Here is a 13,950-nt window from a genome sequence, read left to right as displayed (position 1 = left end):
TTTGGCAGGGCTTTTGTGGCGAGGGGGCTTGCCCCCGTTCGGCGACGAAGTCGACGTAGAACAGGCTGATACGGTATGTCTGTCAAATTGCAGTGGCCGGGTTTGGGATCGCTTCGCGATCCAACGGGGGCAAGCCCCCTCGCCACAATGAATATGTGCAGGCGGGGATATGAAAACAGCCCGGCGTTGTTATATCGGAGGATGATGGGGACCGAGATAACAACGACAGGCTGTAAAAGCGTCCCGGGCTTCCTTGCCCGAGTCGTGTAGCGGGGTGAATCAGAACTTGGCTTCGGCATCCAGTTGCAGGGTGTTGATGTCCGAATCGGTTTTCTTGATGTTGGCGTTGGTCTGGTCCGAGGTCGCCATGTAGTAGGTCGCGCCCAGGGTGAAGTTCTTGTCCAGTTCGTAGCTCACTTTCAGCTTGCTGCCGCGCGAACCGGTGAAGCCGTTGGCGAAGTCGGAGTCGGTGAAGGCGCCCACCACAGCGTTACGCTGTACGTCGCGGTAGTTGTAGTCCACGCCGAAACCGTAAAGCTTGGTCTTGACACCGGCCAACCAGCCAGTGTCCTGGTCGTTGCTGGCATCGGCGTTGTTGACGTACTGACCGTACAGCGACAGCGGTACTGGCAGGTTGGAGAAGTCCAGCTGGCCAAAGCCTTCGTACAGTTTGAACTGTTCGCCCGGGCTGTTGCCGTTGACGGCCAGTGCGCACGGCGTGGTGACGGTGCCGCTGGTAGGGCAGGCGCTGCTGTCATCGTTGTCGTAGGCGTAAAGACTGCCGCCCAAGGTCATTTTCATGCTGTCGGTGATGGCGAAGCGACCACCCAACTGGCCGGCATACAGGCGCAGGTCGTGCTTGAACTGCACGCCTTCACCGTCGACGTTGTCCTTGAGGGTGTAGTGACCGGCGCTGCCGAACAGCTCGGTGCTGCCGCTCAGCGGGTACTTGTAGGTAACGGCCAGACCTTCCGGGCTGATGTCGCTATCCCAGATGATGTCGCCCATGCTCACCCATTGTTGCGGCATCTTGCCGCCAACTAGGTGCAGGTTCTTGATCGCGTCCGGGTGGTAGTCGACGTAACCCTGGTCCAGCCAGATCTGCTTCTTGTCGAAGTAGTTGTCCAGGCTCTGGTTGGTGGATCGAGCGTCGTCGTTGTTGCCGGTGGCGATACGGATACCGGTGTCGACTTGCGGGTTGATTTCGGTGTAGGCACCCAGGCGGGCACGAATGCGCTGACGGTCCTGGTCTTTGTTGTTGGATACGCCATCGTTGTGCACGGTTTCCTGACGGAAGCGCACGTCGCCCTTGAACTGGGTCTTGGCAGCCCAGGCCAGTTTCTGGTCGAAAGCGCTCAGTGTGTCGGTTTTCTTCGCGGTGGCCGCGATTTGCTCGTTGGTCTCTTGCTGAGCCTGACGGGCGATCTGCTGTTCTTTCTGATCCCTGGCCAGCTCGGCTTGCAGTTCGCTGTACTGCGCGCTGGTGATCGAGCCGTTAGCCTTGAGCATGTCGAGCAGTTTGGCGTCGACTGCGGCACTGGCCGGAACACTCATGGCCAGCAACAGGCCACCGCACAAGGCCGCCGCAGTTTTCGTGGAAGCAAGACGCATATCAATCTCCGAAGATGAGAGGGGATGACAGAGCCATCCGGGACACAACCGACCATAAGGGGGCGGAAAACAGTGGCCGGGTATAACCCGGCGCTCTAAAAACAGGCGCCAGTATCGCGATGGTTTATTACAGAGCAGTGGCAATGTGATGTCATGTCGATGACGATACAAAGCTGCCGTGAACTATTGAGTTAGAGCGCTGTCGTCGTTTTGCCCGTGTGCATTGCAGAGCGATAGGCGATACTCGCGGGGCTTTCACGCCATGAAGAGTGAGGATGGTGATGCCGTTGCAACGCCTGCAAAAACTGTCAGAAATCGCCCCGCAGACGTGGGACGCACTGGTGCCCGAGACTCAGCCTTTTCTGCGTCACGCCTATTTGAGCGCACTGGAAGACAGCGGCAGCGTCGGACCCCATACCGGCTGGCAGCCCGAGCATTTATTGCACGTCGAAGGGGATCGACTGATCGCCGCGCTGCCCGGTTATCGCAAGTGGCATTCCTATGGCGAGTACGTGTTCGATCACGCCTGGGCCGATGCCTGTGAACGTGCCGGCATCGACTACTACCCCAAGCTGTTGAGCGCGGTGCCGTTCAGTCCGGTCACCGGGCCGCGGTTGTTGGCGGCCACGGTCGAAGACGGCTTCGAGTTGTTGAAAAGCCTGCCGGGCTACCTGGAGCTTGAAGGGCTCTCCAGTGCCCACATCAATTTCACCGATCCGTTCACCGACGCGGCACTGAGCGAGCAACCGGGCTGGCTGCAGCGCGTTGGCTGTCAATACCACTGGCAGAATCGCGGCTACCGGGATTTCCAGGACTTCCTCGACGTGCTCAGTTCGCGCAAGCGCAAACAGATGCGCAAGGAGCGCGAGCAGGTGGCCGGCCAGGGTTTCGAGTTCGAATGGCTGGAGGGGCGGGACCTGAGCCAGGCGCAATGGGATTTCGTCTATGCCTGCTACGCCAATACGTACGCGGTGCGCCGGCAAGCGCCGTACCTGACGCGGGAGTTTTTCAGCCTGCTGGCCGAGCGCATGCCGGAGTCGATTCGCGTGGTACTGGCCAAACAGGGTTCACGGCCGGTGGCGATGGCGTTCAGTCTGGTGGGGGGCGACAGTTTTTATGGCCGTTATTGGGGATGCCTGGCGGAGTTCGATCGCCTGCATTTCGAGACCTGTTTCTACCAGGGTATGGACTATGCCATTGCCAATGGTTTCCAGCGTTTCGATGCCGGAGCCCAGGGCGAGCACAAACTGATTCGCGGATTCGAGCCAGTCATTACGCATTCCTGGCACTACTTGCGGCATTCGGGATTGAAAGCTGCGGTGAAAGATTTCCTGGAGCAGGAGCGGCTGGGGGTGCTGGCTTATGCAGAAGATGCGAAGTCAGCCTTGCCTTATCGACAAGGCTGAACTTCAGCGTGTCAGCTTTCTTCCTTGCCCAGCCAGCGATACAGCACGCCACCGACCACTGCACCGAGTAGCGGCGCGACCCAGAACATCCACAGTTGTTGAATCGCCCAGCCGCCGACGATCAGCGCCGGGCCGGTGCTGCGCGCCGGGTTGACTGAAGTGTTGGTGACCGGGATCGAGATCAGGTGGATCAACGTCAGCCCCAGGCCGATGGCAATGGGTGCCAGTCCTGCCGGTGCACGTTTGTCGGTGGCGCCGAGGATGATCAGGATGAACATCGCGGTCATCACCAGTTCACAGACAAACCCTGCCGCCATCGAATAGCCGCCAGGCGAGTGTTCGCCGTAGCCGTTGGACGCCAGGCCTCCCGCCAGTTCGAAGCCGGGTTTGCCGCTGGCAATGAAGTACAGCAGCGCGGCGGCAATCACACCGCCAATGACCTGGGCAATGATGTAGGCTGGCAATTCCTTGGCCGGAAACCGCCCACCCACCACCAGGCCGAGGGATACCGCGGGATTGAGATGACAGCCGGAAATATGGCCAATGGCAAAAGCCATGGTCAGCACTGTCAGGCCAAACGCGAAGGACACCCCGAGCAGACCGATCCCCACCTCCGGAAAAGCCGCCGCCAACACTGCGCTGCCGCAACCACCCAACACCAGCCAGAACGTACCTACCAACTCAGTCGCCGAACGTTTTAACAGAGACATAAGAGAGTGCCCTTTCGAGATTATGCTGCCTTTAGCATCCAGCTGATGGACTGCAGAACCATCTCCAGAACGTTGAAGTCAGTACAGCACGGTTTTTTCAGAATTCCAGCAGGCATAAAAAACCGCCAGGGCCCGTTGTTGGCGGGCCCTGGCGGTTTTCTATAATCTTTCGGCTTCACTGGGACCTGTGGGAGCGAGCTTGCTCGCGATAGCGGTGGACCAGACAACATTGCTGTCGACTGACACTCCGTCATCGCGAGCAAGCTCGCTCCCACAGGGATTGCTGTGTTGATCCAATGGATCAATCGATCCCGACAAACCCACCGGTCTGGTGTTGCCACAACCGCGCATACAAACCGCCATGGGCGAGCAGCTCGGCGTGGGTTCCGGTTTCGGCGATCTTGCCGTTTTCCAGCACCACCAGCCGGTCCATCCGGGCGATGGTCGAGAGCCGGTGAGCGATGGCGATCACGGTTTTGCCCTGCATCAGGGTCTCGAGGCTTTCCTGGATCGCCGCTTCGACTTCCGAGTCCAGTGCCGACGTGGCCTCATCCATGATCAGGATCGGCGCGTCCTTGAGCAGTACCCGGGCGATGGCGATGCGCTGGCGCTGGCCGCCGGAGAGTTTCACCCCGCGTTCACCGACGTGGGCATCGAAACCGGTACGGCCTTCAGCGTCCGACAACGAAGGAATGAAACCGTCAGCCCGGGCCTTGTGCACCGCTTCCCAGAGCTGGGCGTCGGTGGCGTCGGGTTTGCCATACAGCAGGTTGTCACGGATCGAACGGTGCAGCAGCGAGGTGTCCTGGGTGATCATGCCGATGCGTTCGCGCAGGCTTTCCTGGCTGACGTCGGCGATGTTCTGGCCGTCGATCAGGATGCGTCCGCCTTCGACGTCGTACAGGCGCAGCAGCAGGTTCACCAGGGTTGACTTGCCGGCGCCGGAAGGGCCGATCAGGCCGATTTTCTCGCCAGCCTTGATGCTCAGGTTGAGGTCGCCGATGATCCCGCTCTGCTTGCCATAGTGGAAATCCACCTGTTCGAAGCGTACTTCGCCACGGGCCACCGCCAGGGGTTTGGCCTGGTCGCGGTCAGTGACGCTGACCGGTTGCGAGATGGTCTGCAGACCGTCCTGCACCATGCCGATGTTTTCGAAGATGCCGGTCACCACCCACATGATCCAGCCGGACATGTTGACGATGCGGATCACCAGGCCGGTGGCCAGGGCAATCGCCCCGACGCTGATCAACGACTGCGTCCACAACCACAGGGCCAGGCCGGTGGTGCAGACGATCAGCAAGCCGTTCATGCTGGTGATGACCACGTCCATGCTGGTGACCACACGGCCAGCCAGTTGCGCCTTTTCGGTCTGTTCCTTGATCGCTTCGCGGGCGTATTGCTGCTCGAAGTTGGTGTGGGCGAACAATTTCAGGGTGGTGATGTTGGTGTAGCCGTCGACAATCCGCCCCATGAGTTTGGAGCGCGCATCGGACGCCACCACCGAGCGATCCTTGACCCGTGGCACGAAGTAACAGAGGGCGCCGATGAAGGCGAAGATCCAGGTCAGCAGCGGGATTATCAGGCGCCAGTCGGCTTCGGCGAACAGCACCAGGGAACTGATGGCGTAGATCAGCACATGCCACAACGCATCCACGGCTTGCACGGCGGAATCGCGCAGTGAGTTGCCGGTTTGCATGATGCGTTGGGCGATGCGCCCGGCGAAGTCGTTCTGGAAGAAATTCAGGCTCTGCTTGAGCACGTAGCTGTGGTTCTGCCAGCGGATCATGCTGGTCATGCTGGGGCTCAGGGTCTGGTGCACCAGCAGGTCATGCAGGCCCACGAATATGGGGCGCAGCACCAGCGCAACCACCACCATCCAGGTCAGTTCGAGGGCGTGATCCTGGAACAGATTGATGTTCGGCGTGCCTTGGGCCAGGTCGATGATACGGCTCAGGTAGCTGAACAACGCCACCTCGATCAACGCACCAATCAGGCCGACGATCAGCAGGGCGGCGAAGCTCGGCCAGACCTGCTTGAGGTAATAAGTGTAGAAAGGGAAAACCCGGTCCGGCGGAGACGCCGTCGGTGCTTCGCGGAACACATCGATCAGTTTTTCAAAGCGGCGATAAAGCATTGGTTGTTCGCCCGCGAGCGGGCTCTCCTTTTAACGTTTTGAGCGTTGCCGGCAAACACCGGCAACGGCTCGGACATCCTTGTCCAGCTTAGTCTCAGTCGATGCGCTTGGCCGACTTGATGAGCACCGGGTCGATAGGCACATTCTGCATGCCTTGCTTGGTGGTGGTTTGGGAGTTGACGATGATGTCCACTACATCCATGCCCTTGACCACTTTGGCGAACACGGCATAACCGGCGTCACGGCCCGGATCGAGGAAGTCGTTGTCCTTGACGTTTATGAAGAACTGACTGGTGGCCGAGTCTGGATCGGAAGTGCGCGCCATCGACAGCGTGCCACGCACGTTATGCAGGCCGTTGCTGGCTTCGTTCTTGATCGGGTCCTTGGTCGGTTTCTGCTGCATCGAGGAGGTGAAACCACCGCCCTGCGCCATGAACCCCGGGATCACCCGATGGAAAATCGTGTTGTTGTAGAAGCCGCTGTCGACGTACGCAAGGAAGTTCTTGGTACTGATCGGAGCCTTGACCGGGTCCAGTTCGATTTCGATCTGGCCGTTGGTGGTGTCCAGCAGCACATGCGGTGCCTTTTCCGGCGTCGCGGCCATCAGGTTGGCGGCAAACAGGACGGTGCCTGCGGCGAGGGCGATTTTTTTCAGCATGGGTCAGTGATCCTGAGTGGTGGTGTCGACTGCGGTCAGAAACTCCAGCAGCGTCTGGTTGAAGTGTTCCGGCTGGTCCAGTGGCGTGGCGTGGCGTGAATCGGCGATCACCACCAGCCGCGCGTCGGGCAGCAGTTTTACGTAGTTTTCCTTCAGCGCCACCGGTGTGTAGTCACGGTCGGCGCTGACGACGAGGGTTGGACAGGTGACCTTCGAAAGTCGTTCCTGGACTCCCCAGCCGACAATGGCATTGAAGCTGGCGAGATAAGCATGTTTGTCGTTTTTTGCCCAGCGTTCGGCCATTTTTTGTCGCAAGTCGGCCTGCTCGGGTTTGGGGAACAGCTTGCCGCCCAGTGCCTTGCCAATGGTGCGCAGGCTGAGTGCGTGCATCAGGCTCCAGCGCTTGAACCACTGCCAGTAGTCATCGCGGCTGCGCAGCTTGACCTCGGGCGCGCTGTTGACGATGCACAGGCTCTTGAGCAGTTGCGGCTGATCCACGCCCAGCTGGAAGCCGATCATGCCGCCCATGGACAGGCCGACATAGTGTGCCGGACCGAGATTGAGGTGTTCGATCAGTGCAATCAGGTCAGCGCTGAATCCGGCAATGCTGTAGCGCTCCTGGGGCTTGTCCGAACGGCCGTGACCGCGCACATCCGGGACGATCACGCGGTAGCGGGTAGCAAGTGCCGGGATCTGTTTTTCCCAGTCCAGGGTGCTGGAGCCGAGGCCGTGGACCAGCAGCAGCGGCGTGCCGTGGCCATATTCCTCATAGTGCAGGTTACAACCTTCGTGTTCGAAATAGGCCATGCATACACTCCGTGTCAGGCTTGTTCGGGGGCGGCGAACGGTGCGTCCAGTGGTGCGGTGTCAAACGTACGCAGCAGTTCGATGAGAATCTGCGTGGCCGGTCCCAGCGGTTTGTCCTTGTTCGAATACAGGTAAAAGCTCGGGTTACGGCTGCCGCCCTGATCCAACGGTAGCAGCTTGAGCGTACCTTCCTTGAGTTCCCGTTCGATCATGTGTCTGGGCAGCCAGGCAAACCCCAGGCCGCTGCCGACGAAGGTCGCGGCGGTGGCCAGGCTGCCGACGGTCCAGCGCTGTTCGGCACCGAGCCAGCCGACGTCCCGTGGTTGCTGGCGGCCCGAGTCGCGGATCACCACTTGCATCTGGCTTTCCAGGTCCTGGAAGCTCAGTTCGCGGTTGAGGCGGTGCAGGGGATGCTCCGGATGGGCAACCGCAACGAACTCGACATCGCTCAACTCCGCGCCCAGGTAACCGGGAATACTGAAACCCGTGATGGCCAGGTCGGCCACGCCTTCGAGCAGGACTTCCTCCACGCCAGACAGCACTTCCTCGCGCAGGCGCACCCGGCAGCCACGGCTTTGCGGCATGAACGCGGTCAAGGCGCGGACGAGGCGGGCGCTTGGGTAAGCGGCATCGACCACCAGGCGCACTTCGGCTTCCCAGCCCTGCTCCATGTGATGGGCCAGGTCTTCGAGTTGACTGGCCTGTTTCACCAGTTGCCGGGAACGGCGCAACAGCACCCCGCCGGCTTCGGTCAGCACGGCTTTGCGTCCGTCGATACGCAGCAACGGCACGCCGAGTTGATCCTGCATGCGGGCCACGGTGTAGCTGACTGACGATTGCGAGCGATGCAGCGCCTCGGCGGCCTGGGCGAAACCACCGTGATCGACCACGGCCTGCAGCGTTCGCCATTGATCGAGGGTCACGCGGGGCGCTTTCATGTTGAACTCCTCTTGTCCTAAGCTGGCAGCCCTAATTGGAGGCTGCTGAATGAAAAAATTCTGTTGTGTGCTGCTGGCGCTGCTGCCGCTGACGGCGATGGCTTACCCGATCGATGTGAAAAAAGACCTCAACGGCATGAAGATCGATTACCAGACCTACGACACGGATAACGACATCGGCTCCATTCAGGTAGCCAACTACGGCGACGTCGATGCGAGTTGCAAGGTCGTTTTCATCAATGGCCCGGAAGCACCGCGTACCCGCAAGATCGACGTACCGGCCGGCAAGCACAAAAATGCCACCGCCAAGTTCACCCGCAGCATCATCAAGCTGCGCATCGAGCTGACCTGCACCCCGAAATGAAATCAATCCCCTGTGGGAGCGAGCTTGCTCGCGATAGCGGTGTGTCAGGCAACAAAAAAATTGAATGACATGACGCCTCGCGAGCAAGCTCGCTCCTACAGGGGGTAGTGCATGCTGAGCTTATAAACGAATTTATTGATGGGTTATAGCAGTTATTTGCGCTTTTTCATCGATATGACTCTGTTTAACCTTCACTCCATCGACCTACAGCATTCTCAGATGGAGGCTACATCCCATGTCCCGCGTTCTGATCATCGAAAGCAGTGCCCGTCAGCAAGACTCGGTTTCCCGCCAACTGACCCAGACGTTCATCAGCCAGTGGAAAGCCGCTCACCCGAATGACCAGATCACTGTCCGGGACCTGGCCGTCAAGCCGGTGCCGCACCTGGATATCAACCTGCTGGGTGGCTGGATGAAACCCGCCGAGCAGCGCAGCGACATCGAACAGGCGTCCCTGGAACGCTCCAACCAGTTGACCGATGAATTGCTTGCCGCCGATGTACTGGTCATGGCCGCGCCCATGTACAACTTTGCGATCCCCAGCACCCTGAAAGCCTGGCTCGACCATGTACTGCGTGCCGGCGTGACCTTCAAGTACACCGAAACCGGTCCGCAAGGCCTGCTCAGCGGCAAGCGCGCCTTTGTGTTGACGGCTCGCGGCGGCATCTATGCCGGCAGCACCGCCGATCACCAGGAACCGTACCTGCGTCAGGTCATGGGCTTCATCGGCATTCACGACGTGACGTTCATCCACGCCGAAGGCATGAACCTGGGCGGTGACTTCCAGGAGAAAGGCCTGAACCAGGCGAACGCCAGGCTTTCGCAAGTGGCCTGACCGGTTAATCGCCAGATAATCGCTGGATGGTTTAGTGACCTGGCGCAACCCTTCAAGCCTGTACGCGCATCGAACCTCCCTTCGCACTTGTTGCTCCTGAGTGCCCTGGCCCGATTGAACGCTTTAGCGAGATCGGGCTTTTTTTTGCCCGGGATTTAACCAACACCGACAAAACCCTGTGGGAGCGAGCTTGCTCGCGATGACGGAGTGTCAGTCGACAATGATGTTGAATGATCCACCGCTATCGCGAGCAAGCTCGCTCCCACAAGGAATTTGTATTATTTGGGTGTTCGCGATCAGCAGCAAAACCCGCTATCGTCGCCGCCATTCGAAATGAGGCGAGCATGGGCTATCTACTTTTTGTCACGCTGATCCAGGCGTTTTCCTTCAGTTTGATCGGCGAATACCTGGCCGGTCATGTCGACAGTTACTTCGCCGTGCTGGTACGCGTACTGCTGGCAGGGCTGGTGTTCATTCCGCTGACCCGCTGGCGCTCGGTGGAACCGGCTTTCATGCGTGGCATGTTGTTGATCGGCGCGTTGCAGTTCGGCGTGACATACGTCTGCCTGTACCTGAGCTTTCGCGTACTGACGGTGCCGGAAGTGTTGCTGTTCACCATCCTCACGCCGCTGCACGTGACCCTGATTGAAGATGCGCTCAATCGTCACTTCAACCCCTGGGCCCTGGTCGCGGCGTTGGTGGCGGTGGCGGGGGCTGCGGTGATTCGCTTCGACCGGATCAACCCGGACTTCTTCATGGGGTTCATGTTGCTGCAACTGGCCAACTTCACCTACGCCGCCGGGCAGGTGCTCTATAAACATCTGGTCGCGCGCCACCCGAGCGATCTGCCGCATTACCGGCGTTTCGGCTTCTTCTACCTCGGCGCACTGGCGGTGGCATTGCCGGCGTTTCTGTTGTTCGGCAAACAGAACTTCCTGCCCGAAGCGCCGTTGCAATGGGGCGTGCTGCTGTTCCTCGGCCTGGTCTCGACCGCTTTGGGGCTCTACTGGTGGAACAAAGGCGCGTGCCTGGTCAACGGCGGGACCCTGGCGGTGATGAACAACCTGCATGTGCCGGTGGGGTTGCTGATCAACCTGTTGATCTGGAACCAGCATGAAGAACTGGGGCGGTTGTTGCTCGGCGGTTCGGTGATTTTGCTGGCGGTGTGGATCAGTCGGTTGGGTATACGCAAGCCTTTGGCCGTTCACTAAACTCCGGGTACTCCGATGTACCTGTAGGAGCGAGCCTGATCGCGATAAATGATGTTGCCTGATCCACCGCTATCGCGAGCAAGCTCGCTCCCGCAGGAAATTGTGTGATTTAAAAATCACTTCGGCGCCAGTTGTCCTACCAGAAACTCGATAAACGCCCGGGTCTTTTGCGGCACCCGCCGGGCTGACGAATACACCGCATTGATGGTGATCGCCGGAGCCTGCCATTCACACAGCACCGGCATCAGTCGCCCGGCCGCCAGCGCATCCTCGACAATGAAGTCGGGCAGCAGGGCGATGCCCATGCCGGCTTCGGCGGCCTGGGCGAGCAAGTCGCCGTTGTTGGCGTGCAGTGGGCCGGTGACGTTCACCCGCTGGGTTTCCTTGCCATTGCACAGTTGCAGGCTGACACCGCTCTGTAGATACCCGTAGTTCAGGCATTGATGGGTGCGCAGATCCTGCGGAGTCTGCGGCACGCCCGCGCGCTCGAGATAAGCAGGGGATGCCACCATGATGCGCGGTGCGGGTGCCAGTTGCCGGGCAATCATCGTCGAGTCGGGCATGCTGGCGATGCGGATGGTCACGTCAAACCCACCCCGCACGGGATCGACTTGCTGGTCGCTGAGCACCAGTTGCAGTTCGATGTTCGGGTTCTGCTCATGAAACAGCGGAATCAACGGCCCCAGTCGCCGAAGACCGAACGACATCGGCGCATTGACCCGTAACACACCGCGTAACTCGCCGATGCCGTCACGGGCGCGTTGTTCGGCCTCGTCCAGTGCCGCCAACACCTCCCGTGCTGCATCGAAATATTCGGCTCCGGCCTCGGTCAGGTGCAGGCTGCGGGTGGTGCGTTGCAGCAACTGCACACCGATGGCTTCTTCCAGCGCCTGAATCTGTTTGCTGACTTTCGAGCGCGGCACGTCCATGGCCCGGGCGGCGGCGGCGAAGCCGTTCTCGCCAACCGTGACGACGAAGGCACGCATGCATTCGATGCGATCCATATTGTCCCTATTTTAGAATCAATTATTCTCGATTTTAGGTAATTGTCCCTTTTATGGCTAGCCCCTAAAGTGACATCCAAGCCGACAACAACGCCGCAGAAGGCAACGTCGACCAACCCCTTACCCATTCGAAGTATCGACATCAAAAGGAACGCGCCATGTCTATTCGTGAACTGCTCAACCCAACCAACTCCGCCCTGATCCTGATCGACCATCAGCCGCAAATGGCATTCGGCGTTCAGTCCATCGATCGCCAGACCCTGAAGAACAACACCGTGGGCCTGGCCAAGGCGGCGAAGATCTTCAACGTGCCGACCATCTACACCTCGGTCGAAACCGAAAGCTTCAGCGGTTACATCTGGCCCGAATTGCTGGCTGTGCACCCGGATCAAAAGCCGATCGAGCGCACTTCGATGAACTCCTGGGAAGACAAGGCATTGGTAGACGCGGTGAAAGCCACCGGTCGCAAGAAGCTGATCATTGCCGCGCTGTGGACCGAGGTCTGCCTGACCTTCCCGGCACTGGAAGCTCTGGCTGAAGGCTACGAGGTGTACATCGTTACCGACGCCTCCGGCGGCACCAGCAAGGAAGCCCACGACATGTCGGTGCAACGGATGATTCAGGCCGGCGCGGTACCGGTGACCTGGCAGCAAGTGTTGCTCGAATACCAGCGTGACTGGGCGCACAAGGATACTTACGAGGCGGTGATGGAGCTGGTGCTGGAACACAGCGGCGCGTACGGCATGGGCGTGGATTACGCCTACACCATGGTGCACAAGGCACCGCAGCGGCAGGTCAAGTAACCCGCAAACGCTGAAATGGATGTACCCCTGCCCTTGTAGGAGCGAGCTTGCTCGCGATTGCGGACTGTCAGACGACACATATGTTGACTGACACGCCCTCATCGCGAGCAAGCTCGCTCCTACAGGTTTTTTGTAGTGTTACATCATGCGTTTTTCGGCTTCGGGAATGTGGCTTGCCCCCAGCACTGCCGGCAGCAACCCGGCCCGTAAATCCGTACCACTCGGCTGCTGATACAGGCTCAAGCCAAACTCCGGCAGCACCGCCAGCAGGTAGTCGAAAATATCCCCCTGAATCCGCTCGTAATCGGCCCACGCCGTGGTGCGGGTAAAGCAGTAGATTTCCAGCGGAATACCCTGGGCCGTGGTCTGCATCTGGCGGACCATGCAGGTCATGTTCGGCTGGATCTCCGGGTGACTCTTCAGGTAGGCCAGCGCATAGGCGCGGAACGTGCCGATGTTGGTCATCCGCCGGCGGTTGGCCGACATGGCCGCGACGTTGCCCTGGGCTTCGTTCCAGGCCTTGAGTTCGGCCTGTTTGCGGGTCATGTAGTCGGTGAGCAAGTGCACCTGGGAAAGTTTCAACTCCTCGTCGTCACGCAGAAAGCGTACGCCGCTGGCGTCGATGAACAGGCTGCGTTTGATTCGGCGGCCCCCGGAAGCCTGCATGCCGCGCCAGTTCTTGAACGACTCGGACATCAGGCGCCAGGTCGGGATCGAGACGATGGTCTTGTCGAAGTTCTGCACCTTGACCGTGTGCAAGGTGATGTCCACCACATCGCCGTCGGCGCCCACCTGGGGCATCTCGATCCAGTCGCCGACCCGCAGCATGTCGTTGCTGGTCAATTGCACGCTGGCGACGAACGATAGCAGCGTGTCCTTGTAGACCAGCAGAATCACCGCCGACATGGCACCCAGGCCCGACAGCAGCAACAGCGGCGAGCGGTCGATCAGCGTAGCGACGATGATGATCGCGCCAAACACGTACAACACCAAATTCGCCAGTTGCACATAGCCTTTGATCGAGCGGGTGCGGGCGTGTTCGGTGCGGGCGTAGATATCCAGCAGGGCATTGAGCAGGGCGCTGACCGCCAGCAGCAAAAACAGGAAGGTGAAGGACAGCGCGACATTGCCAAGGAAATTCAGGCCGGTTTTGCTCAGGTCCGGCACCAGATTGAGGCCGAACTGGATCACCAGCGAAGGCGTGATCTGGGCCAGGCGATGGAACACCTTGTTCTGTAGAAAATCATTGACCCAGTGCAGGGCCGGCTGGCGACTGAGCATTTTTGCCGCGTGCAGAATGAGGTAGCGCGCCACCCGTCCGAGGAACAGCGCAATTGCCAACAGCAGCAACAGCGACAGGCTGGAGTGCACGAGCGGGTGCTGGTCGAGGGCGCCCCAAAGGTCCAGGACGTTGGTCCAGAGCTGTTTGATATCCATGGTCGAAAACGATTCTTCTGTAAGACGCGAGA

General features: G+C 59.6%; 13 protein-coding genes. 5 read left to right on the top strand and 8 right to left on the bottom strand.

The features are described 5' to 3' along the window. Positions 1-279 precede the first annotated feature (279 nt). Entirely contained in the window at positions 280-1,611 is a 1,332-nt protein-coding gene (locus AC1RDQ_RS27245) for a putative porin (RefSeq protein ID WP_057715980.1), read from the bottom strand. 281 nt (positions 1,612-1,892) lie between these two features. On the opposite strand from AC1RDQ_RS27245, the gene AC1RDQ_RS27240 reads away from it, so the two are divergent. Further along, positions 1,893-3,017, top strand: coding sequence for a GNAT family N-acetyltransferase (locus AC1RDQ_RS27240; protein WP_492588629.1), 1,125 nt, complete (start codon positions 1,893-1,895; stop codon positions 3,015-3,017). A gap of 11 nt (positions 3,018-3,028) precedes the next feature. Here the strand turns inward: AC1RDQ_RS27240 and aqpZ are convergent, their stop codons facing one another. From aqpZ to AC1RDQ_RS27215, 5 genes are all read right to left on the bottom strand, one after another. Continuing rightward, entirely contained in the window at positions 3,029-3,727 is a 699-nt protein-coding gene (gene aqpZ, locus AC1RDQ_RS27235) for an aquaporin Z (protein WP_090453724.1), read from the bottom strand. 301 nt (positions 3,728-4,028) lie between these two features. After that, positions 4,029-5,861 carry an ABC transporter ATP-binding protein gene (locus tag AC1RDQ_RS27230; protein ID WP_150813363.1) on the bottom strand — a complete coding sequence of 611 codons (1,833 nt, stop codon included), beginning with the start codon at positions 5,859-5,861 and terminating at the stop codon, positions 4,029-4,031. A gap of 94 nt (positions 5,862-5,955) precedes the next feature. After that, a complete protein-coding gene (locus AC1RDQ_RS27225; protein WP_057715977.1) occupies positions 5,956-6,519 on the bottom strand; it encodes a peptidylprolyl isomerase in 564 nt (187 codons plus the stop codon). Between the two features lie 3 nt (positions 6,520-6,522). Next, a complete protein-coding gene (locus tag AC1RDQ_RS27220) occupies positions 6,523-7,326 on the bottom strand; it encodes an alpha/beta fold hydrolase (protein ID WP_492588627.1) in 804 nt (267 codons plus the stop codon). Between the two features lie 14 nt (positions 7,327-7,340). Next, the gene (locus tag AC1RDQ_RS27215) at positions 7,341-8,264 is read right to left on the bottom strand and encodes a PA3225 family LysR-type transcriptional regulator (protein WP_057715975.1); all 924 of its coding nucleotides are present in this window, start codon (positions 8,262-8,264) and stop codon (positions 7,341-7,343) included. A gap of 49 nt (positions 8,265-8,313) precedes the next feature. Between AC1RDQ_RS27215 and AC1RDQ_RS27210 the strand changes: the two genes are divergently transcribed. The 3 genes from AC1RDQ_RS27210 to AC1RDQ_RS27200 all read left to right on the top strand — a co-directional run bounded on the left by AC1RDQ_RS27210 (position 8,314) and on the right by AC1RDQ_RS27200 (position 10,674). After that, positions 8,314-8,628 (top strand): hypothetical protein, encoded by a 315-nt coding sequence (locus AC1RDQ_RS27210; protein WP_057715974.1) that lies wholly within the window; start codon positions 8,314-8,316, stop codon positions 8,626-8,628. A 235-nt stretch (positions 8,629-8,863) separates the two neighbouring features. Continuing rightward, positions 8,864-9,463: an FMN-dependent NADH-azoreductase gene (locus AC1RDQ_RS27205; RefSeq protein ID WP_057400658.1), complete on the top strand. Its 600-nt coding sequence runs from the start codon at positions 8,864-8,866 to the stop codon at positions 9,461-9,463. Positions 9,464-9,807: 344 nt separating this feature from the next. Continuing rightward, on the top strand, positions 9,808-10,674 hold the full coding sequence (locus AC1RDQ_RS27200; RefSeq protein WP_492588626.1) for a carboxylate/amino acid/amine transporter: 867 nt from the start codon (positions 9,808-9,810) through the stop codon (positions 10,672-10,674). A gap of 116 nt (positions 10,675-10,790) precedes the next feature. Here AC1RDQ_RS27200 and AC1RDQ_RS27195 read toward each other — a convergent pair whose 3' ends face one another. Further along, complete coding sequence (locus AC1RDQ_RS27195) at positions 10,791-11,678, bottom strand: LysR family transcriptional regulator (RefSeq protein WP_492588624.1); 888 nt, start codon at positions 11,676-11,678, stop codon at positions 10,791-10,793. 158 nt (positions 11,679-11,836) lie between these two features. Between AC1RDQ_RS27195 and AC1RDQ_RS27190 the strand changes: the two genes are divergently transcribed. Then, the gene (locus AC1RDQ_RS27190) at positions 11,837-12,481 is read left to right on the top strand and encodes a hydrolase (protein WP_008018228.1); all 645 of its coding nucleotides are present in this window, start codon (positions 11,837-11,839) and stop codon (positions 12,479-12,481) included. 138 nt (positions 12,482-12,619) lie between these two features. On the opposite strand, the gene AC1RDQ_RS27185 is transcribed toward AC1RDQ_RS27190, so the two are convergent. Then, positions 12,620-13,918 carry a mechanosensitive ion channel family protein gene (locus tag AC1RDQ_RS27185; RefSeq protein ID WP_090453736.1) on the bottom strand — a complete coding sequence of 433 codons (1,299 nt, stop codon included), beginning with the start codon at positions 13,916-13,918 and terminating at the stop codon, positions 12,620-12,622. Positions 13,919-13,950 lie beyond the last annotated feature (32 nt).

This window comes from Pseudomonas sp. GW823-FHT02E01 (genome assembly GCF_058797535.1).
Note: the sequence above shows the minus strand (reverse complement) of the source record. Positions and strands in the feature narration are given on the sequence as shown.